General features: G+C 64.6%; 20 protein-coding genes. 10 read left to right on the forward strand and 10 right to left on the reverse strand.

The window, feature by feature from the left end; genetic code table 11:
* Positions 1–22: 22 nt before the first annotated feature.
* The gene (locus tag ACE10Z_RS08780; protein WP_375787572.1) at positions 23–1,984 is read right to left on the reverse strand and encodes a putative bifunctional diguanylate cyclase/phosphodiesterase; all 1,962 of its coding nucleotides are present in this window, start codon (positions 1,982–1,984) and stop codon (positions 23–25) included.
* Positions 1,985–2,227: 243 nt separating this feature from the next.
* Between ACE10Z_RS08780 and ACE10Z_RS08785 the strand changes: the two genes are divergently transcribed.
* A complete protein-coding gene (locus ACE10Z_RS08785) occupies positions 2,228–2,479 on the forward strand; it encodes a VOC family protein (protein ID WP_375787573.1) in 252 nt (83 codons plus the stop codon).
* Here the strand turns inward: ACE10Z_RS08785 and ACE10Z_RS08790 are convergent.
* From ACE10Z_RS08790 to ACE10Z_RS08800, 3 genes are read right to left on the reverse strand one after another with little or no spacing between them, the layout of a single operon-like run.
* Complete coding sequence (locus ACE10Z_RS08790; protein WP_375787574.1) at positions 2,469–2,942, reverse strand: heme-binding protein; 474 nt, start codon at positions 2,940–2,942, stop codon at positions 2,469–2,471. The two genes, ACE10Z_RS08785 and ACE10Z_RS08790, sit on opposite strands and share 11 nt — an antisense overlap.
* A gap of 39 nt (positions 2,943–2,981) precedes the next feature.
* Positions 2,982–4,487: an aldehyde dehydrogenase family protein gene (locus ACE10Z_RS08795; protein WP_375787575.1), complete on the reverse strand. Its 1,506-nt coding sequence runs from the start codon at positions 4,485–4,487 to the stop codon at positions 2,982–2,984.
* 10 nt (positions 4,488–4,497) lie between these two features.
* Positions 4,498–6,039 (reverse strand): hypothetical protein, encoded by a 1,542-nt coding sequence (locus tag ACE10Z_RS08800; RefSeq protein ID WP_375787576.1) that lies wholly within the window; start codon positions 6,037–6,039, stop codon positions 4,498–4,500.
* 310 nt (positions 6,040–6,349) lie between these two features.
* Here ACE10Z_RS08800 and ACE10Z_RS08805 point away from each other — a divergent pair, with 310 nt between their 5' ends.
* From ACE10Z_RS08805 to ACE10Z_RS08830, 6 genes are all read left to right on the forward strand, one after another.
* The gene (locus ACE10Z_RS08805; RefSeq protein WP_375787577.1) at positions 6,350–7,117 is read left to right on the forward strand and encodes a TenA family transcriptional regulator; all 768 of its coding nucleotides are present in this window, start codon (positions 6,350–6,352) and stop codon (positions 7,115–7,117) included.
* 21 nt (positions 7,118–7,138) lie between these two features.
* A complete protein-coding gene (locus tag ACE10Z_RS08810) occupies positions 7,139–7,483 on the forward strand; it encodes a 2Fe-2S iron-sulfur cluster-binding protein (RefSeq protein WP_092124472.1) in 345 nt (114 codons plus the stop codon).
* Between the two features lie 3 nt (positions 7,484–7,486).
* A complete protein-coding gene (locus tag ACE10Z_RS08815; RefSeq protein ID WP_375787578.1) occupies positions 7,487–7,783 on the forward strand; it encodes a ferredoxin in 297 nt (98 codons plus the stop codon).
* Between the two features lie 12 nt (positions 7,784–7,795).
* A complete protein-coding gene (locus ACE10Z_RS08820) occupies positions 7,796–8,125 on the forward strand; it encodes a 2Fe-2S iron-sulfur cluster-binding protein (protein ID WP_092124474.1) in 330 nt (109 codons plus the stop codon).
* 127 nt (positions 8,126–8,252) lie between these two features.
* On the forward strand, positions 8,253–9,062 hold the full coding sequence (locus ACE10Z_RS08825; protein WP_375787579.1) for a GntR family transcriptional regulator: 810 nt from the start codon (positions 8,253–8,255) through the stop codon (positions 9,060–9,062).
* Between the two features lie 178 nt (positions 9,063–9,240).
* Positions 9,241–10,872, forward strand: a complete 1,632-nt coding sequence (locus tag ACE10Z_RS08830; protein WP_375787580.1) for a GMC family oxidoreductase — start codon at positions 9,241–9,243, stop codon at positions 10,870–10,872.
* A gap of 264 nt (positions 10,873–11,136) precedes the next feature.
* Here ACE10Z_RS08830 and hemE read toward each other — a convergent pair whose 3' ends face one another.
* Positions 11,137–12,183 (reverse strand): uroporphyrinogen decarboxylase, encoded by a 1,047-nt coding sequence (hemE, locus tag ACE10Z_RS08835; protein WP_375787581.1) that lies wholly within the window; start codon positions 12,181–12,183, stop codon positions 11,137–11,139.
* A 121-nt stretch (positions 12,184–12,304) separates the two neighbouring features.
* Here hemE and ACE10Z_RS08840 point away from each other — a divergent pair, with 121 nt between their 5' ends.
* The gene (locus tag ACE10Z_RS08840) at positions 12,305–12,490 is read left to right on the forward strand and encodes a hypothetical protein (RefSeq protein ID WP_375787582.1); all 186 of its coding nucleotides are present in this window, start codon (positions 12,305–12,307) and stop codon (positions 12,488–12,490) included.
* Between the two features lie 123 nt (positions 12,491–12,613).
* On the opposite strand, the gene ACE10Z_RS08845 is transcribed toward ACE10Z_RS08840, so the two are convergent.
* The 3 genes from ACE10Z_RS08845 to ACE10Z_RS08855 all read right to left on the reverse strand — a co-directional run bounded on the left by ACE10Z_RS08845 (position 12,614) and on the right by ACE10Z_RS08855 (position 15,145).
* Positions 12,614–12,904 carry a hypothetical protein gene (locus tag ACE10Z_RS08845; RefSeq protein WP_375787583.1) on the reverse strand — a complete coding sequence of 97 codons (291 nt, stop codon included), beginning with the start codon at positions 12,902–12,904 and terminating at the stop codon, positions 12,614–12,616.
* Between the two features lie 155 nt (positions 12,905–13,059).
* On the reverse strand, positions 13,060–14,730 hold the full coding sequence (locus tag ACE10Z_RS08850; RefSeq protein ID WP_375787584.1) for a pilus assembly protein TadG-related protein: 1,671 nt from the start codon (positions 14,728–14,730) through the stop codon (positions 13,060–13,062).
* A 1-nt stretch (position 14,731) separates the two neighbouring features.
* On the reverse strand, positions 14,732–15,145 hold the full coding sequence (locus tag ACE10Z_RS08855) for a TadE/TadG family type IV pilus assembly protein (RefSeq protein ID WP_375787585.1): 414 nt from the start codon (positions 15,143–15,145) through the stop codon (positions 14,732–14,734).
* A gap of 395 nt (positions 15,146–15,540) precedes the next feature.
* Here ACE10Z_RS08855 and ACE10Z_RS08860 point away from each other — a divergent pair, with 395 nt between their 5' ends.
* The gene (locus ACE10Z_RS08860) at positions 15,541–16,428 is read left to right on the forward strand and encodes a LysR family transcriptional regulator (RefSeq protein ID WP_375787586.1); all 888 of its coding nucleotides are present in this window, start codon (positions 15,541–15,543) and stop codon (positions 16,426–16,428) included.
* A gap of 30 nt (positions 16,429–16,458) precedes the next feature.
* Here ACE10Z_RS08860 and ACE10Z_RS08865 read toward each other — a convergent pair whose 3' ends face one another.
* Both ACE10Z_RS08865 and ACE10Z_RS08870 read right to left on the reverse strand, forming a co-directional pair.
* On the reverse strand, positions 16,459–16,674 hold the full coding sequence (locus tag ACE10Z_RS08865; protein ID WP_050401697.1) for a SlyX family protein: 216 nt from the start codon (positions 16,672–16,674) through the stop codon (positions 16,459–16,461).
* Positions 16,667–17,419 (reverse strand): rhodanese-related sulfurtransferase, encoded by a 753-nt coding sequence (locus tag ACE10Z_RS08870; RefSeq protein WP_375787588.1) that lies wholly within the window; start codon positions 17,417–17,419, stop codon positions 16,667–16,669. The genes ACE10Z_RS08865 and ACE10Z_RS08870 overlap by 8 nt, the downstream gene beginning before the upstream one ends.
* A 183-nt stretch (positions 17,420–17,602) precedes the next feature.
* Here ACE10Z_RS08870 and ggt point away from each other — a divergent pair, with 183 nt between their 5' ends.
* Positions 17,603–19,189 (forward strand): gamma-glutamyltransferase, encoded by a 1,587-nt coding sequence (gene ggt, locus ACE10Z_RS08875; protein ID WP_375787589.1) that lies wholly within the window; start codon positions 17,603–17,605, stop codon positions 19,187–19,189.
* The last annotated feature ends 29 nt before the right edge of the window (positions 19,190–19,218 follow it).

The following is a 19,218-nucleotide window of genomic DNA, read 5'->3' on the forward strand; positions in this document are numbered from 1 at the left end:
GTGTGCGGGCGCCCGATCGGCGCTACGCCGCGTGCACCGAGTGCTGCGCATTGTGGTCGAGCAGCGCGGAAATATCGCTGCCCGACATCGGCCGGCCGATCAAATAACCCTGCACCTCGTCGCAGCTGGTCTGGCGCAGATATTCGAGCTGATCGGCGGTCTCGACGCCTTCGGCCACGACGCCGATCTGCAGGTCCTGCGCGAGGCTGATCACCGATTTGACGATCGCGGCGCAATCCGGCTGGGTCAACATGTCCCGGATGAAGGATTGATCGATCTTGATGCGGCTGAACGGCAGCTTGCGTAGATAGGTCAGCGACGAGAAGCCGGTGCCGAAATCGTCGAGCGCGACCGTCAGGCCGAGCTCGAGCAGCCCGTTCAGGATCGCGGGCGCAGATCCGTATTTCGAGATCAGCATCGATTCGGTGATCTCGATCTCCAGCCGGTTCGGCGCGACGTTGGCCTCGGCAAGCGCCTCGACGATGGTCTGCAGGATGCCGACGTTCTGGAACTGGACCGCGGAGAAATTCACCGCGATCCTGATGTCATCCGGCCAGCGCGACAGCATTGCGCAGGCGCGGCGGATCACCCACTCGCCGAGCTGGTGGATCAGTCCGCTCTCCTCGGCGATCGGAATGAAGACGCTGGGCGGGATCAGTCCGCGCGTCGGATGCTGCCAGCGCAGCAGCGCCTCGAAGCCGGTGACGCGGCCTTTACGGATGTCGAGGAACGGCTGGTAGACCAGAAACAGCTGGTCCGCCTCGATCGCCTGTTCGAGGTCGCGCAGCAGGGCGCGGCGGTCCCGCGCCGACTGGTCGTCGCTGGCCTCGAAGAAGCAGATCGTGCCGGGGCCGGATTTCTTCGCCCGGTACAGCGCGATGTCGACATGCTTGAGCAGATCGTGGGACGTGTTGCCGTCCCGCGGCGCGAGCACGATGCCGATGCTGATTGCGCTGGTGATCTCGAACCCGTCGATCGGGAACGGATCGGCGAACGCCGCGACGAACCGCTCGGCGATCGCCAGTGCCTCCTCGGGCCGCGTCAAATTGGACATGATCAGCGCGAACTCGTCGCCGCCGATCCGCGCGACGTGCTCGGCCGCGCGCGTGCAGCGCTGCAGCCGGGCCGCAAGTTGCACCAGGAGTTCGTCGCCTGCCGGATGGCCGAACCTGTCGTTGATCTCCTTGAGGCGATCGAGATCGAGCAGCAGCACGGCGAATTCCTCGCTCGAGCGCTCCAGCCGACTCAGCGCACCGTTGAGCGCCTCATTGAAGGCGACGCGGTTCGGCAGATGCGTCAGCGGATCCTGCCGCACCGTCCGTTCGGCCTCGTGCTGGGCGATGATGCGGCGCCTGAACTCGAACGCATTAAGGAACACGCCGCGCAGCAGCACGGAGCCGTAGACCAGGACGAGGACGGCCATCAGCAGATAGATGAAATCGCCGTCCCTGCCGAGGCAGATCGCGGTGCCGACGAAGATCGGCCCGGTGAAGGCGATCGCGGCGATCGGGATGGTGGAGAAGGCGAAGGCGCCGCCGGCCAGCATGCCGGCGCAAAGACAGGTGATCACCAATTGCGCGCCGCTCGATGCATTCGCGAAGAAGGCGACCGGGACGACACCCCAGGCGGCACCGAGCGCAAATGCATTGCGCACCAGCCGGTGCATGGTTCGGCGCGACACGAATTGCGGCTTGGCGATGCGGCGCGACGCGCGCGCCTGCAGGCCGAAGAACAGCGCGGCGCTGCTCACGGCGGCCGCCCACACCAGCGCAAAGGCCCAATCCGGCGATTGCCACAGCGCAACCGCGAGCACCAGCGCGTTGCAGGCGTTGGCCAGCATGATGCCGAAGGAATAGCCGAGCACGAGCGAAACCTGCTCGGCGCGGATGTGGCCGGCAAGCGCTTCATCTGTCTGTGGTGCGCCGAAGGCCGCGAGGTCACCCGCGAACAGGGCCGCGAAATATGATCTGAGACCGATACGCATCTCACTACATTGCCTGCGCGTCACCACGTCGCCTGCGTGGTTTGACCATGCGCAGGGACCAAGAATTCTCTGCAAACCTTTGACAAACTATGAACTATTGGAACGAACCGTGCCACCGCAGGCTCACGTTTTTGTTCCACCGGCAGGCATCGCTAACAAATCGATATAAATGCGTGATTCGACATCACGGCCGGCAAAGATTGCCCAATGCCACGCGGCTTGATCGCCCGCCGGTTTTTCGCAATGAGTTGGGTCACACGGGCCAGCCACGTCGTCCTGACCGTGCGTGACCTCGCGGCGAGCCGCCAGTTCTACGAAAACGTGATCGGGCTGATCCTGACCGCGGAGGAGGGCGATGCTGCCGCGCCGACTGGGCCGAGGTGCCGCACCAGGGCCGCCGGCAGCGCCGACGAGCTCAATATGCTCGTCGGGCAACTGCTCGAAGGTCTCGGTGCGAGACATCAGTCGTTCCCGGCGACACCAGTCACTTCTTGATGTCGGCTGCGACCAGCACGCGATGACCGTGCAGCAGCTCTTGCAAGGCCTGCAGGGCTGCGACGCCGCACTGGGTGTCCTGCTCGCCGTTGCCGCCGCTCAACCCGATGCCGCCGACAACCTCGTCGTCGACCACGATCGGAAAGCCGCCGACAAACACGGCGAATTTTCCGTCGAAACTCCACTGGATACCGAAGGCCTCGTTGCCGGGCAGGGCAGGTCCGTTCGGCGGCTGGTTGAACAGGTGAGTGGAGCGCTTGTGTCCGGCCGCGGTGAACGCCTTGTTCCAGGCGATCTGCGGGCCGGTGATCCGCGCGCCATCCATCCGCTCCAGCGCCAGCGGATAGCCGCCGTCGTCGGTCACGCAGACCGTCTCCGCAACACCGATCTCGGCGGATTTGCGGATCGCGGCCGCGATCATGTGGCGGGCTTCGGCAAGTTCAAGTTTGAAAGATCGTCTCATCGCTATCTTCCGGGATTGGAGTAGGCGGTCGACCGCGGCTCAGGTGCCGCGGTAGACCGTCTTGATCTGGGTGTAGAATTCGAGACCGGTGCGGCCGGACTCGCGGAAGGTCGAGGTGCTCGACCGTTTCAATCCGCCGAACGGCGCGTTGATCAAATTGCCCGTCGTGGTGCGGTTGATCTTCACCGTTCCGGACTGGATGTCATTGGCGAAATCGTGCATCGCGCGCGGGCTGCGCGTCACGATCGCGGCCGACAATCCATATTCGCTGGCATTGGCCTTGGCGATCGCGTCAGCATAGCTGTCGACCTCGATGATCGCGATGACCGGGCCGAAGATTTCCTCGCGTGCGATCGTCATGTCCTGGGTCACGTCGGTGAAGATCGCGGGTGAGACGAAGTATCCGCCGTCATAGGCGGTACCGGTGAGCCGGTCGCCGCCATGGAGGTGCGTCGCTTCCTTTTTCCCGATCGCGACGTAGCGCAGCACGGTTTCGAGCTGCCTGCCTGTGGCCAGCGGCCCCATCTCCATTCCGCTGGTGAGGCCGCTGCCGATCTTGATCGCCTTCACCTTGGCGAGTAGCCGTGCGGTGAACTCCGCCCGCACCTGTTTCATGACCAGGACCCGGCTGGTGCCCGTACAGGCCTGGCCGGCCAGCGACAGGCCGCCCTTGACGGTCAAATCGACCGCCAGATCGAGGTCGGCGTCCTCCATGACGATCAGCGGGTTCTTGCCGCCGAGCTCCATTTGCGTGCGGGTCGTGAAGCTGACCGCGCGGCAGATCTGCTCGCCGGCGGACGTCGACCCGGTGAAGGAAATCGCGCGAATGACCGGCGGCTCGGTGATGCCAGGCCCGATCTCGCCGGCCTTGCCGGTGATGAAGTTGAGCGCGCCGTTCGGCAGGCCTGCCGCAATCAGCGCCTCCGCCAGGCGATAGCCGCTGAGCGGCGCATCGGACGACGGCTTGAACACCACCGTATTGCCGGTGATGAGGGCCGGCGCGATCTTGCGCGCCGGGATAGAAATCGGAAAATTCCAGGGCGTGATCACCGACACGATGCCGAGCGGCTCGCGCAACGTATAGACCGTCATGTCTGCATCGTCGTTTGGAAACACCTCGCCGGAGAGCGACTGTCCCTCGACGGCATAGAACCGCAGGGTCTGCGCCGAGCGCAGCACCTCGTCGCGGGCGAGGCCGAGCGATTTGCCCATTTCCCGCGTCATCTCCCGCGCGATGTGATCGGCGCGCGCCTCGAGATGATCGGCGGCCCGGTTCAGGATGGCGGCGCGTTTGGAGATCGGCGTCCGCCGCCAACCCTCGAAGGCGGCAGCCGCGGCATCGACGGCCGCTTGCGCATCGGCGGCGGTCGATTCCTGGAAGCGTCCGACCAGGTCGCTGTTGTCGGCGGGATTGATGTTCACGAACAATCTGCCGGACGCGCTTGCGATCCGCTCCCCGGCGATCAGGTTCGGAAATTCCTCGATCCCTGCGCTGCCCGCCGCGGACGCGCGCGCGTTGCGTATCGTCGTTTCAGCTATCGTCACAGGATTCTCCTCAGTGCCAGATCAGGACTGCGCAAGCGGTAGACACCGCGAGCCCGGTCAATACGGGGACCATCGCGGTCCGCACGATCTGGAAGACGGGGACGCGCGCGAAGCCGGCCACTGCGATCAGCGATGACCAGGCCACCAGGGTGCCGCCGCCGGTCCACACCGCGCCCATCTGGCCGATCGCGGCGAGCGTCGCGGGCTCCATCCCGACCGACGGTGCCAGCGCACCCGACAGTGAGCCGGTCAGCGGCAAGCCGGCAAAGCCCGAGCCGTCGATGCCGGTGATCATGCCTGATATCAGGATGCCGAAGGCGACGAAAAACTCGTTGCCCGGTATCCAGGCTTGCGCGGTCTGGATCAGTTCGAACAGCAGGCTCGGCGCCTGCGCCGCGGGCACCCCGAGGATCGGCGCGGACAGGCCCGGCTCGGCGCCGAGAAAGAAGAAGCCCGCGATCGGCAGCACGGAGCCCATCGCCTTGAATGCGAAGACGAAACCTTCGGTGACGTGGTCGGCGCTGGTGTCGAGGAATTTGCGCAAATCATCGGTGATGAAGGATGCGCAGATCATCACGATCGCGGCGACGCCGCCGACCAGTGCGGCAGCGTCGCCGCCCTTGAGGTCGTGGCCGATGCCGAGCTTGGCCAGCACCATCACCGCGATGACGCAGAGAAAGGCGAGCGGGGTCGCAACGGCAAAGAATTTCGACCAGCCTTCGCGGCGCGTCGGCACCCCGGCGAGTTCCTTGTCGATCTGCGCCTGGGTCGCGAGCGGCCGCTGGCCGTCGGCGGTGCCGCGTGCGATCTCCGCTTTGTCGAAGCTGCCTTCCTGCTCCAGCCGCGCCAATTCGCCGTTGCTGGACTGCGCCTGCCAGCGCTCCAGCAGCCTCTCGTCGGCCTTGGTGATCGACTTGCGGATCGAAAAATAGGCGAGCGTCAACGCGATGCCGCCGGTGATGAGCGACAGCACCAGCGCGCGGTCCGCGACGGTGGCGGCGCTGACCGCGGCGCCGGCCGCCTTGGCGCTGATTCCCGGCGCGACGCCGATCACATAGTCCGACGACAGCGCCATGCCCTGTCCGGCGATCGCGATCGCAATGGCGCCGCCGAGCGGCGACAGGCCGGCCGCAATCGCTGCGGGCAGCAGCACCGCGGAGACCAGCGGCACTGCCGGCGTCGGCCAGAAGAACAGCGAGATCACATAGGTGATGGCGGCAAGCACGAAGTAGGCGGTGTGTCCGGTCTTCATCACGGCGCGGAACGGCTCGACCATGCGAATGTCCGAGCGCAGCACCTTGAGCGCGTTCAGCAGCGCCGTCATCAACGCGATCACCAGGAAGATGTTGAACAGCTCCCTGGCGGCGGTGAAGCTCGCATTGAACACGCTGGCGAGTGCCGCGACCGGGCTGTGCGTCCAGGCAAGCGCGACCAGGAGTGTCGCGATCACCGACGGCACCACGACGTTGGCACGCCAGATCATGGTGAGAACGATGACGGCGACGCCGAGCAAATAGACCCAGTGCGCGGCAACGATCGGAGCGTGCTGCATGGCTGTTGCTTCCCCCTCTAATGGCGCGAATAATGTATACTGTATTCCGAGTTGGCAAGCGCAAATTGCGAGCTGGCAATCCGTGCATCGCAGAAGGATGGGAGCATCTCCGACCGCATTTTTGTGCATGAGAAGCACAAAATAGCGGCGATTCAACGCGGTTGGTGTCGGGTGGAATGGAGGGCGGGGAACCCGGCCTTCGGTGTTGACAGGCGCAAAGATAGTATACAGTATACCGAAATCGCCAACCAAAATCGGACCGATGGTCCATTGTCGGGCGGCCATTTCTTCACGGCACAGGAGCGCCACGATGCAAAAGCTGATGGATCACGTGGAATTTCGAGCGGCCCTCGAAAATGCCATCAAGGGAAAGAGCGCCAACAAGGCTCCGTTCAGCGTCGCCTGGGCCAGCGGCAAGCTCAGCCGCGCCCATCTCGCGCGCTGGGCCGAGAACCACTACCACTATGTCGGTCCGTTCGCCGACTACCTCGGCTACATCTATGCGCGGATGCCGGAGCAGTACCAGGAAGCCAAGGACTTCCTGCTCGCCAATATGTATGAGGAAGAGATCGGGGGCGACCGTCATACCGATCTGCTGATCCGCTTCGCGGAGGCCTGCGGCACGACCGCGGCGCGCATCAAGAACCCCGACAACATGACACCGACGACGCGCGGGCTGCAGAGCTGGTGCTATGCGGTCGCGATGCGCGAGGATCCGATCGTCGCCGTGGCCGGCCTCGTGGTCGGTCTGGAGTCGCAGGTACCTTCAATTTATCGCAAGCAGACGCCGACCCTGCGCGAGAAGTACAAGTTCACCGACGAGGAAGTCGAGTTCTTCGACCTTCACATCGTGTCGGACGAGATTCACGGCGAGCGCGGTTACCAGATCGTGCTCGAGCACGCCAATACGGTCGAGCTGCAGCAGCGTTGCCTCAAGATCTGCGAGATCGGCGCTCAGATGCGGCTGCTCTACACCACCGCGCTGTACCACGACTATGTCGCAAACGACATTCCGCTGTCGGAGCTCGATCTTGCCAGCGGCGTCTCCGCCGAAGAACGCGTGCTGTTGCAGGCCTGAGCCGCGGGGAGCAGCGGCGCGATGCCCAACGTCATCTTTCACCGCAATGGCGAGACCTTTGTCGGCGAGGTCAAGGAGAACACCAATCTCGTCGTCCGCGCCGGCATCCGCCAGTTTCCCTATCCCAACTTCCTTTACGGCTGCGGGATGGGGAAGTGCGGGAAGTGCGCGTCGCTGATCATCAAGGGCGGCGAGCACTTGCCGGAGCCGAACTGGAAGGAAAAGAAGCGCCTCGGTGCCAGGATCGAACAGGGATATCGCCTCGCCTGCCAGCTCTGGCTCACGCATGACGTTGAACTTTCGCAGGAGGCAGCCCCGCTGGTCGACGTCGTCGCGCCGGCCGGCGCCGCGGTTGGGAGGACGTGACCGATGTATGTGATACTGACGAGCAAGCCGGGGCAGTTTCGCACCGAGATCGCTGGCGGCCTGCGGCCGCTCGCGGCCTATGACTACCTGTTCTACGGCATCAGGAAAGCGACGTTCGTGATTGCAGAGCTGGTCGAGGAGACCAAGGTCAAGGTGATCGACGAAGCCTGGTCGCCGCCGATCGTGAACGAGGTGCCGTCGAAATTCCTCGAGAAGTTCGAGACGCCCGAGCGGGCGCTGAACGAACTCGAGCACCTCATCACATTCGGTCACATGGATACCAAGCTGCGCAAGCGCTGAGCGGATGGCGGGATGATCGAAGTCACGTTTCTGACCAATGGCGGGAAAACCGTCACTGCCGCGGAGAACAGCAATCTGCTGCGCGTCTCGCTGCGCGAGCAGGGCGGCATTCCGTTCAAGTGCGGCGGCGGCCTATGTGGAACCTGCAAATGCCTGATCGAGAAAGGCATCGAGAACACCGATGCGATCAAGCCGAAGGAGCGGAAGCACCTTACCGACGCGCAGTTCGCCGCCGGCTATCGGATGGCGTGCCAGACCTTTCTCACCGGCAGCGTGAGCGTGTCGTGGGTGCCGAAAGCCGCGGTGCCGGCGGCTCGACCTGTAGCTGTTGACGGCGAATGAGCGCGGCTTGATGGCGTGGAGCCGGCGGTCTAAATACCGAGCAGCGGTCATTCGGCCAGGACTCTGGCAGCTCGCTGGACCTCCGGTGTCCATGCATTGAGCGAAGCGCGACCGGACAGGTCGGTTCATGGCAGGCAAGCTCGGAAGCTCCAAACGTCTCGGCGACGACTACCTCTCCCTCCACGGCAGGGTCATCGAGGAGCTGCGGCAGGCGATCCTGAGCCGGCGGCTGAAGCCCGGCGAGCGGCTGGTCGAAGGCCGCCTCGCCGATGAGCTCGGCGTTTCCCGCAATCCGGTGCGCGAGGCGATCCGCGTGCTGGAGTCGGAGGGGCTCGTCGAGGTGACCGCGCGGCGCGGTGCCTCCGTCATCACGATGAGCGATGAGGAAGCGCGCGAGACGGTCGAAGTCCGCGCGCTGCTCGAGGGACAAAACGCGCGGCTGGCTGCGCGCCGCCGCGAGGAGAGCATCATCAAGCGGATCGCGGCGGTGTTGAAGCAAGGCAACGAGGCGGTCGCGGGACGGCGCTACGACCTGTTGTCTGATCTCAACCAGCAATTCCACCATGAACTGGCGGAGGCCGGCCGCAACCGCGTGCTCGCCGATCTGCTCAAGCGGCTGCGCGAACGCACGGCGATGCTGTTCTCACCTACCGATCCGGTGCGCCAGGCGCGCACTTGGGATGAGCACGCCGCGATTCTGCGCGCCATCATCGCCGGCGACGAGCGCGCCGCCGCCACGCTTGCCGCCGAGCACGTGATGCGGGCCGGCGCGGATTTTCTGTCGAGCCTCCATGTGCCCGATGAGGAGGCCTCGCTGGAGGCGGCGTCGGCGAAATATGGCCTGCCGTCGGGCTCCCGCGTGGATCAAACGACGACCAAGCCGCCGCGCCGGAACCAGCAGCGCGCTGGTACGCGGCGGCAAAAAACAGAGAGCTGAACGCGCCCGCCGGGTTGATGGTTTGTGGCCCGCCGATCCCGCGGGCAAAGGTCCGGTGGTACCGCTGCGGATCGCAGGCTAACTTTCTTGACCGTATCTGCCACGCTCGCTACGTCTCTTCCCAATGCCGGACAGGGGCGCAACCCTGCCGGCCGCGCCGCATGGCCGGGGGAAACCAATGAATAACAACAATCATGGCGCGTCGCCGAACGACGTGGCCGAGTATGATTATGTGATTGTCGGCGCCGGCTCGGCCGGCTGCGTGCTCGCCAACCGCCTGAGCGCCGACGGCAAGCATTCGGTGCTGCTGCTCGAGGCCGGGCCGAAGGACACCAACATCTGGATCCATGTCCCGCTCGGATACGGCAAGCTGTTCAAGGAAAAATCCGTCAACTGGATGTACCAGACCGAGCCTGAGCCCGGCCTGAACGGACGCCAGGTGTTCCAGCCGCGCGGAAAAGTGCTCGGCGGCTCCAGCTCGATCAACGGCCTGCTCTATGTGCGCGGCCAGCACGAGGACTACGACCGCTGGCGGCAGCGCGGCAATGCCGGCTGGGGTTATGACGACGTGTTGCCCTACTTCAGGAAGGCCGAGGATCAGCAGCGCGGCGGCGACAAATATCACGGGGCGGGCGGACCGCTGCCGGTGTCGGACTGGCGGCACCACGATCCGCTGTCGGAAGCCTTCGTGCATGCCGCGGCCGAGGTCGGCATCCCGACCAATCCGGATTTCAACGGCGCGACCCAGGAGGGCGCGGGCTTCTTCCAGACCACGACGCGGCGCGGCCGGCGCGCCTCGACGGCGCGGTCCTATCTGCGGCCGGCGCTGACGCGCGGCAATCTGCATGTCGAGACGTCGGCGCTGGCGCAGCGCGTCCTGTTCGACGGCAAGCGCGCGAGCGGCGTCGCGTACAGGCAGAACGGGCAGTTGCGCACGGCCAAGGCGCGCAAGGAAGTGCTGGTGTCGAGCGGCGCGTACAACTCGCCGCAATTGCTGCAGCTCTCCGGCGTCGGCCCCGCCGATCTGTTAAAGCAGCACGGCATCGAGGTTCTGCTCGATGCGCCCGGCGTCGGCAACGATTTGCAGGATCACATGCAGGTGCGCATCGTCACGCGCTGCGCCCAGACCGTCACGCTGAACGACGTCATCAACAATCCGGTGCGCCGCGTCATGGCGGGCCTGCGCTACGCGGCGCTGCGCAAGGGGCCGTTGACGATTGCCGCCGGCACCTCGGGGGCGTTCTTCAAGACCAGTCCGCGGCTGGCGTCGCCCGACATCCAGATCCACTTCCTGCCGTTCTCGACCGACAAGATGGGCGAGAAGCTGCATCCGTTCTCGGGCTTCACGGCTTCGGTCTGCCAGCTGCGCCCGGAGAGCCGCGGCTCGCTGAAGATCCGGAGCGCGGACCCGGGCGTGCCGCCGGAAATCCGCATCAACTACCTGGCGACCGAGACCGATCGCCGCGCCTTCATCGACGGCATCCGCATCCTGCGCAAGATCCTGGCCGCGCCGGCGCTGAAGTCATACTCGATCGGGGAAGTCGATCCCGGCGCCAAGGTGGTCAGCGACGACGACCTGCTCGAGTTCTGCCGCCGCACCGGCAGCACGGTCTATCATCCGACCTCGACCTGCCGGATGGGCAACGATGCGCTCGCGGTCGTCGACAACAGGCTCAAGGTGCGCGGCGTCGAGGGTCTGCGCGTGGTCGATGCGTCCGTCATGCCGGACCTGATGTCGGGCAATACCAACGCGCCGACGATCATGATCGCGGAGAAGGCCTCGGATATGATCCTGGAGGATGCAAGGTAGGAGTCCTCAGTTCCGTCATCCTGAGGAGCGCGTAGCGCGTCTCGAAGGATGCACGGCCACAGGCGGGCCGTCGACCCTTCGAGACGACGGCTGCGCCGTCTCCTCAGGGTGACGGTGACAGAGTGGGCGTAGCCCGGATGGAGCGAAGCGTAATCCGGGGCCGGTCCATCGACGGAGGAGGGAGACCCGGGCCGTCGACCCTTCGAGACGACCGCTGCGCGGTCTCCTCAGGGTGACGGTGTTAGGTCGGTAACTCGGGCTACATCACCCCTTATACGCGCGCACCCGTGCGACCATCTGCTCGACATGGGCGATCGGCGTCTCCTGCAGGATGCCGTGACCGAGATTGAAGATCAGCCGGCCGTTGCCGAAATTCTCCAGCACATCGTCGACCGCGCGGTCGAGCGCGGCGCCGCCGGCAATCAGCGCCAGCGGATCGAGATTGCCCTGCACGGCGACGCGGCTCTGCACCCGCTCGCGGATCATCGACGGCTCGGCTGCCCAATCGATCGAGACGGCATCGACGCCGGTTTGCTCGACATAGGCCGGCAGCATGCCCGCCGCGCCGCGCGGAAAGCCGATGATCTTTGCATCGGGGACCTGCTTGCGCACCCCTGCAACGATGCGCCGGGTCGGCTCGATCGACCAGCGGGCGAACTCGCGTGGCGGCAGCACGCCGGCCCAGGTATCGAAGATCTGCAGGCAATCGGCGCCGGCCTTGAGCTGGCCGACGAGGTAGTGGATCGAGTTCTCGACCAGGACGTCGATAATCCCAGCGAAGGCGTCCGGATGGCGATAGGCGAGCATCCGTGCGGGGGCCTGGTCCGGCGTGCCCTGTCCGGCCACCATGTAGGTCGCAACCGTCCATGGCGCGCCGCAGAAGCCGATCAGCGTAATGTTTGGCGCAAGCTCGCGCCGGACGCGGCGGAGGGTTTCGAAGACCGGCTCGAGCTTGTCGAAATTGGCCTCGGTGGCCAGCGTCGCGATCTCGCCGGGCGTTGCCAGCGGATCGAGCCGTGGCCCTTCGCCGGCCTCGAAGCGCACCGAACGGCCGAGCGCGTAGGGGATCACCAGAATGTCGGAGAAGATGATTGCGGCGTCGAAGTTGAACCTGCGGATCGGCTGCAGCGTGATCTCGGTGGCGAATTCGGGCGTGAAGCAGAGATCGAGAAAGCCGCCGGCCTTGGCGCGCAGCTCGCGATACTCCGGCAGATAGCGGCCGGCCTGCCGCATCATCCAGAGCGGCGGCACGGCCTGTCGGTGGCCCGACAGGAGGTCAATGAGCGGCTTCTTGGTGGGATCCTGGGGCACGCGAAAGTTCCTGATCACGGTCAAAATTTGGCCCCTGATACACGCTGCGGCGCAATGGGCCAAGGCGGTTCTGGAACCCCCCTCTGCGCAAGGACGTTGTCCCCCGGATTGGAGGGACGCTATGGCCGAGAAATTCGATCCTGCCGCGCATGACAAGTACGCCGAGAAGCCGCACGAGGCACGGGCTGCCGACCGCAAGGCGCGCTCCCGGTTGAAGGAGGGGCTGGAGGATACCTTCCCGGCCTCCGATCCCGTCAGCGCCACGCAACCGGCGCCGTCGAAGCACGACGGCAATCGGGACAATTAGCTCGTATATCGCAGCGATCGCCTAACCACGATGCGAAACGAGTTCAGTTCTGCCAGGAACGGCCCGCCGCGCAGCGGCGGTTCGAGGCGCACCGCGCCCGCATATCGTGGCGCTCCGGACCGGCTAGACCGGACCGCCTTCGGGGCGCTGCACCCGGTCAAATTCGAAGGTCACGCCGAGTCGGCGCTCCAGCCGCCAGACCAGAATGCAGTGCCGCCGGATCGGTTCGCTCTCGATCTCGAGATCGAACGCGAACGGAACTGCGGCATCGCTTTCCACGGCCAGCCCCGCGCCGCCGGTCGAGATGTTGAGCACAAGACATCCAACGCTGGCGTTGCGGAAGAAGATCGTTCCACGCTTCATCAGGACGGTTCGCTGGCTGTCGATCTTGTATCTTCTTATTGTTGCACTCACGCCAGTCTCCTACCCCGATGTGATGCCCAGTCGCGATCGTTCCCCGGAGAACGCTAGAGCGGGATGACTTTTCGTCGAAATATCATCCCGCTCTATCTCTTTGTTTTGAGCATGATCGTTTCGGAAAACCGCTACACACTTTTCCGGATCATGCTCTAGTTCACCAGCACCGCGCCATCGCAGCGGATGCCCAGCACCCAGACGTCGACCTGGCCGAGCCCAATGCCGAGCGTCGAGAGCAAGGACGCCAGCACCTGATCGATGGGGCTCGTCACGCCGTTCAGGATGCTCATCACCAGCGCGCCCAGTCCCGGGATCGGAAGCCCGAGCGGGCCGACATTGATGGTGAGCGAGAGGTCGCCGAGCAGGCTTGATGTGAGCGACGTGAGGAAGTTGGTGGTCGTCACCGTCTTCTTCGTCCCCGACTGGATGTCGCTGTAGCTGAAATTGACGTTGGTCGGCGTGGTGTTGCCCATGCCGGCATGGGCGAGGCCGGTGACGGTGACGAGGCCGAGATTGACCAGCAGCGCCGGCGGCGGATTGGGCTTGGTCGTGAAGTTGGTCATGTCGGCAACCGTGACGTTGCCGATCCAGGCGTCGACGATTCCCGGCGTCACGCCGATCGTGACCTGCGAGGTGTTGATGTTCGGATGGCCGCACGACACCGCGTTGAGTGTCGCGGTGCCCGAGGCGACCTCGACATAGACCGGGAGGTTGATCGCGGAAACGCTGCCGGAGCCGAGCACATTGATCGTCGCCAGGATCCTGGTCTGCGCAGTGTGGACGCTCACGCCCTGGGTGCCCATCGCGATCCAGCTCGAGCCGACCGGGCGCTCGCCGACCGTCGCGATCACGGATACGTTGGCGATGCCGGGCAGCCCGAAATTGACCGAGGTTGCGATCTGATGGTTGCCGTTGGCGATCTGCGCCACCGTGTTGATGAGGTCGAAGACCGAAACGCTGGCGCCGACCTTCGGTTTCTGGCCCACCGTCAGGTTGGCAAACGGGCCGAGGTCGATCAGGGTGCCCGGCGAAACCTTGGCTGAGGAGCCGGTGACGGCCTGGGAGATCGTCGACAGCGCGGTCGTCGCCGCGTTGGCGCCGTTGGTGATCTGCTGCGTGGTCAGCGCCGCCGCCATGATATCGCCGACCTTGACGTTGCTGCTCAGGAGGTCGCTGTAGGTGACGCCGGTCAGGTTGATCCGGGTCGCCAGCGCCGACAGGAAGTCGAGGGCGTCGATCTTGGCGCTGATCAGCGAATTGTAGTCCATCACCGAGAGCGACAGCGTGGTGCCGAGCATCGAGCCGAGCAGCGCGTTGATCACGCCGCCGTTGACGGAGAGCAGCCGCGAGCCGATCTCGAACGTTGCCATTTCGGTCGATGTCGCGGTGGCGGTCGTCGTGATGTTGAAGCTGCTCGCGCCGGTCAGATAGCGCGCGAAGTAGAGCGGGGTCTTGGTCGTCAACGTGACGCGCGCGGCGTTCGGAATGCCGACCGCCGGGGTGACGAAGCGGGCCTGCGGCGCGACGGCGCTGTTTGCGGTGTAGGTCCCCGTCTCGACCTTGACCAGCGCGCTGGCCGGATAGTTGTTCTGCGTCACCGTCGCGGAGGCGGCGTTGACCGGATTGTTCAGATTGGCGGCAGCGACGATCGCGGCGAGGTCGGCGGTGCTCTGGGTCTTGCGCCGGTCGGCGAAGATCGTGCCGAGATCGATGGCAAGCCCGGCGCACCCGATCAGGAGCGTCATCAGGCCAGCACTGATCATCGCGAAGTTTCCTCGTTCGTCGGCGCCGAAGCGCCGCATCAGCATGAGGAAGCCGCCCATGCTAGAATCCCCCGTACTGGATCGCCGCGGAGCGGACGATGGTGCTCGCCGGAGCGGGAACGAAAGGCAGCTTGTAGATGAAGTTTCCGGCCGCGTTGTAGTTGACCGTCACGACGTAGACGTTGGCGTTCGACGGGGACGGCGCGGCATTGACGGTGAGATTGCCGGCTACGAGCAGCGGATAGGTCGATGCGTTGGCGGTGACGTAATTCGTCGCGAGGCTGTTGCGTTCGGTGTCGGTCATTCCGGCGATCGACGACCGCGCCGCTTCGGCGGCGAGTTGCTGAACGCCATGCACCATCGCGAGATACGAACCGAATACAATGATGCCGAAAATGAAGGCGAGAAACAGCGGCAGCATCAGCGCAAATTCGACAGCAGAAGCGCCGCTACGACAGCGAAAGAACCTGGTCATGGCACACCTCGAAACGCAACTAGGGCGCCACGTTGCGAGGCTTTGATTAAGGAAAACTATGAAAACGCTTCCGCGAATCGGCGACGTCAATTCAGATCAATGGCAGCGTTCAAACTTATCGGGTGGGCGACCCGTTATGGGGGGATCAGAATCTTTGATGCCATGTCCGCAGAAACCCGGGGTCTGATGGTGTCGAGGTGCCGCGTGCGTGTGCAGATGCAGTCGTCCGATACCGTAGCACTACGTGGCAATGCACGTAACAATACATATGACCTGCAATTGCAGGGGCGATGCAACAAATTGAACCTAAACGAAAGTGCAACCAAATGTTAGTATAGCTGAATCACATACTGGAGAACGTAATTGCGTCCCGTGCTGAGATTGGAGGGCTCGCGATGCACAGACCACGTCAGCATTTGAATATTCCGACAGAGATTGTTCGCACCGTCGTTGCGATTGCAGAGACGGGAAGTCTATCGAAGGCTGGCGAGCGTCTCGGCCTCAGTCAGCCGGCGATCAGTTCGCAGATCAAGCGACTACAGAGCCTCGTCGGCGGCGCGCTCTTCGTCAGAACGGCGAACGGCACCACGACGACGGAGCTTGGCAAGGTCGCCGTGCAGCAGGCAAGGCGAATCCTCGAAGCGAACGACCAACTGCTTCGGCTCGGCGGCAATCACGAAGGACCGCAGCCGTTGCGACTCGGAATGAGCACGATGCTCGCCGACGAATTCCTCAAGCTGCATCCGGCCGACGCACTCGCCGACGTGCTGGTTCACGCCGACATGTCGCCGATCGTCATCAGAGGATTGATCGACGGCTACATCGACATCGCATTCGTCTACAGCAACCCTTCGCTGGAGAACGAAGACGACGTGACGATCGCCGCCGAAGCCGACGAGCGCTCGGTCTGGGTACGATCACGCGATTTTGTTCTGAGGCCGGGCGCGCCGATCCCGATCCTGGCGTGGCCGGGTGACGACTGGATGATCCGGACGCTCACCAAGCACAGCATCTCATACAAGATCGTGTTCAGGAGCCCGAACCACCAGCTGCGACTGGAAGCCGCACGGGCCGGATACGGCCTGACGGCGTGCCCCGAGCGGATGATCCCGTCTTCGCTGATCTCGGCGAAGGACTATTATCTTCCGGAGCTTCCGCTGCAGAAGCGCCTGCTGTGCGTGCGCCCGGGCCTCGAGGGAAGCCGCGCGACGGCGATGGTGCAGCGGTTGTCCAGCCTGTTCTTCAGCGGCGCGAAGCCGATGCGTCAGGTGAGCAGCATGTAATCCGGTGCCGCCGGACACCGGCGGCGCCGATCAGTAGTGCGGTGGTCGCTCGTTGGCGGGGCCCGGCGCCTGGCGTTCGGCCTCCTGAAGACGGTCGCGCAGCTCGGCGAGCTGGCGCGTCAGCGCGTCGATCTGCTTCCATTGTGCCGTGATGGTCTGGTTCAGCGTCTCGATGGCTTCGTCCTGGTAGGTCAGGCGGACCTCCAGCGCATCGATCCGCTCGCTCAGCTTTGCCGCGTCATTCATGCACGGCATCCTCGTGCCCGCGCTCGCGCAGTCCGTGGCCGAGCGCGACCCGTTCGTCGAACACAAAGCAGTCGCCGCGCCAGCGGCTGTCCTGCCGCGGCGTTTCCTCGAGATATTTCAGGATCCCGCCCTTGAGGTGATAGACCTCGCTGAAGCCTTGCGCGAGCAGATAGGCGCTCGCCTTCTCGCAGCGGATGCCGCCGGTGCAGAACATTGCAATCCTGCGGTGCTTCGCGGGATCGAGCTGCCGTGCGGCAAATTCCTTGAACTGTCCGAAGCTCGCGATCTTGGGATCGACCGCGCCTTCGAAACTGCCCATCGCGACCTCGAACGCGTTGCGGGTGTCGAGCACCATGATGTCGGGCGAGGCGATGAGTTCGTTCCAGTCGCCGGCGTCGACATAGGTGCCGACCTGCCGCGTCGGATCGACGGTGGTGTCGCCGAGCGTCACGATCTCCTTCTTCAGCCGCACCTTGAGCCGCTGGAACGGCATGTTCGCGGCTTCGGAGAATTTCAGCTCGAGATTGTCGAGGCGGCCGCCGAACAGCGGCCCGTCCTTAAGCTCCGCGACGAAGCCATCGATGGCTTCGTCGCTGCCGGCGATGGTTCCGTTGATGCCCTCATGCGCGAGCAGCACGCTGCCCTTGAGATCAAGGTTGGTGCAGAGCGCGCGCAGCGGCTCGCGCAATGCGCGGAAGTCGGGCAGCGCGGCGAACTGGTAGAAGGCGGCGACCTTGAGCGGCATGGCCGGGGTTTATCAGGCCAGCCAGATCGGCGAAACCCCGCAAAGCCATGCATTATCGGGATAATTCCTCTGGCATACCATGCATTGCCCTGCCGGGGACGAATGTGCCATGTACGTCGTATCCCCTTGGCATCCACCCGCCGCAGCAGCATCAGACCATCACGATCAAGCGAGCTCTCCATTATGAGGAATTTCCACTTCGCCGGCCGTTCCACGGTCCACGCCCAGAACGCGATGGTCGCAACGTCGCATCCGGAGGCGGCACTGGTGGCCATCGAGGTGATGCGCGCGGGCGGCACGGCCGCCGACGCTGCGGTTGCGGCGTGCGCGCTGCTCGGCGTCATCGAGCCGCAATCGACCGGCATCGGAGGCGACTGCTTTGCGCTGATCCAGCCGAAGGGCGAGGGCAAGATCACGGCCTATAACGGCAGCGGCCGAGCGCCGATGGCCGCCACCGCCGACTGGTATCTCGAACGAAAGATCCATTCGGTGCCGCTGACCTCGGCGCATGCCGTCAGCATTCCCGGCGCGATCGACGCCTGGGACGCGATCCTCAGGGATCACGGCAAGTTCGGCTTCGATCGGCTGTTGCAACCCGCGATCAAGGCGGCCGAGGAGGGCTATGTCGTTGCTCCGCGCATCGCCTTCGACTGGAAGAACGGTTTTGAGAAGCTGAAGAACGGCACCAACACCGAGCGCTACCTGCTGCCGCACGGCAAGCCTGCGGTCGCCGGTGACGTGATCCGCCAGCCCGAGCTCGGCAAGACGCTGCGCGCCATCGCGCAAAAGGGCCGCGACGCCTTCTATGGCGGCGAGATCGCCGCCGACATGGTCGACACGCTGCGCGGCATCGGCGGCCTGCATACGCTGGAGGACTTTGCGGCGCATTCGACCGAGACGACCTCGCCGATCGGCACGATGTACAAGGGCTACGACGTCTGGCAGTGCCCGCCGAACGGTCCCGGCATCACCATGCTGGTCATGCTCAACATCCTGTCGCGCTTCGACCTGCCCCAGTTCAAGCCGCTCAGCATCGAGCGCTTCCACCTCGAGGCCGAGGCGGCGCGCATCGCCTACATGATGCGCGAGCAGCATATCGCCGATCCCCAGCACGTGCATGTCGACGTTGCCGGCATCCTCGCCCGCGAATTCGCCGACGAGCACATCAGGAATATCCGGATGGACCGGCTGCTCGAGCTGCCGAACGTGGCGCCGCCGATGAATCCCTCGACCGTCTACATCACGGTGGTCGACAAGGACCGCAACGTCTGCTCCTTCATCAACTCGATCGCGCATTCGTTCGGCTCGGCGATCGTCTCCAACAAGACCGGCGTCCTGCTGCAGAACCGCGCCGGCGGCTTCCGCATCCAGCCCGGGCATCCGAACTGCATCGCGCCCGGCAAGCGTCCGCTGCACACCATCATCCCGGCGCTGGCCACAAAAAACGGCCGCGCGGTGATGCCGTATGGCGTCATGGGCGGGCAGTATCAGCCGGTCGGCCAGACCCGCGTGCTGACCAACATGCTCGACTATGGCTGCGACATTCAGGAGGCGATCGACATGCCGCGCGGCCTGCATTACGAGGGCGTCTACCAGCTCGAGGACAGCGTGCCGGCGGAGATCGTCGAAGGCCTGAAGAAGATCGGCCACAAGACCACCAGCGTGGTCGCGCCGCTCGGCGGCGGCCAGGGCATCTGGATCGATTGGGAGAAGGGCACGCTGACCGGTGGCTCCGATCCGCGCAAGGACGGTTGCGCGCTCGGCTACTGATCGGATCACTATCAATCAAGGAAGGACGT

The organism is Bradyrhizobium sp. Pha-3, from assembly GCF_042258615.1.
Classification (GTDB): Bacteria; Pseudomonadota; Alphaproteobacteria; order Rhizobiales; family Xanthobacteraceae; genus Bradyrhizobium.

Bases quoted from the DNA above. Each gene is read 5' to 3' on its own strand.
- ACE10Z_RS08855 (WP_375787585.1), bottom strand. From the start codon at position 15,145: ATGACCAGGTTCTTTCGCTGTCGTAGCGGCGCTTCTGCTGTCGAATTT.
- ACE10Z_RS08780 (WP_375787572.1), bottom strand. From the start codon at position 1,984: ATGCGTATCGGTCTCAGATCATATTTCGCGGCCCTGTTCGCGGGTGAC.
- ACE10Z_RS08815 (WP_375787578.1), top strand. From the start codon at position 7,487: ATGTATGTGATACTGACGAGCAAGCCGGGGCAGTTTCGCACCGAGATC.
- ACE10Z_RS08790 (WP_375787574.1), bottom strand. From the start codon at position 2,942: ATGAGACGATCTTTCAAACTTGAACTTGCCGAAGCCCGCCACATGATC.
- ACE10Z_RS08840 (WP_375787582.1), top strand. From the start codon at position 12,305: ATGGCCGAGAAATTCGATCCTGCCGCGCATGACAAGTACGCCGAGAAG.
- ACE10Z_RS08800 (WP_375787576.1), bottom strand. From the start codon at position 6,039: ATGCAGCACGCTCCGATCGTTGCCGCGCACTGGGTCTATTTGCTCGGC.
- ACE10Z_RS08860 (WP_375787586.1), top strand. From the start codon at position 15,541: ATGCACAGACCACGTCAGCATTTGAATATTCCGACAGAGATTGTTCGC.
- ACE10Z_RS08785 (WP_375787573.1), top strand. From the start codon at position 2,228: ATGAGTTGGGTCACACGGGCCAGCCACGTCGTCCTGACCGTGCGTGAC.
- ACE10Z_RS08865 (WP_050401697.1), bottom strand. From the start codon at position 16,674: ATGAATGACGCGGCAAAGCTGAGCGAGCGGATCGATGCGCTGGAGGTC.
- ACE10Z_RS08830 (WP_375787580.1), top strand. From the start codon at position 9,241: ATGAATAACAACAATCATGGCGCGTCGCCGAACGACGTGGCCGAGTAT.
- ACE10Z_RS08870 (WP_375787588.1), bottom strand. From the start codon at position 17,419: ATGCCGCTCAAGGTCGCCGCCTTCTACCAGTTCGCCGCGCTGCCCGAC.
- ACE10Z_RS08850 (WP_375787584.1), bottom strand. From the start codon at position 14,730: ATGGGCGGCTTCCTCATGCTGATGCGGCGCTTCGGCGCCGACGAACGA.
- ggt (WP_375787589.1), top strand. From the start codon at position 17,603: ATGAGGAATTTCCACTTCGCCGGCCGTTCCACGGTCCACGCCCAGAAC.
- ACE10Z_RS08805 (WP_375787577.1), top strand. From the start codon at position 6,350: ATGCAAAAGCTGATGGATCACGTGGAATTTCGAGCGGCCCTCGAAAAT.
- ACE10Z_RS08825 (WP_375787579.1), top strand. From the start codon at position 8,253: ATGGCAGGCAAGCTCGGAAGCTCCAAACGTCTCGGCGACGACTACCTC.
- ACE10Z_RS08810 (WP_092124472.1), top strand. From the start codon at position 7,139: ATGCCCAACGTCATCTTTCACCGCAATGGCGAGACCTTTGTCGGCGAG.
- ACE10Z_RS08820 (WP_092124474.1), top strand. From the start codon at position 7,796: ATGATCGAAGTCACGTTTCTGACCAATGGCGGGAAAACCGTCACTGCC.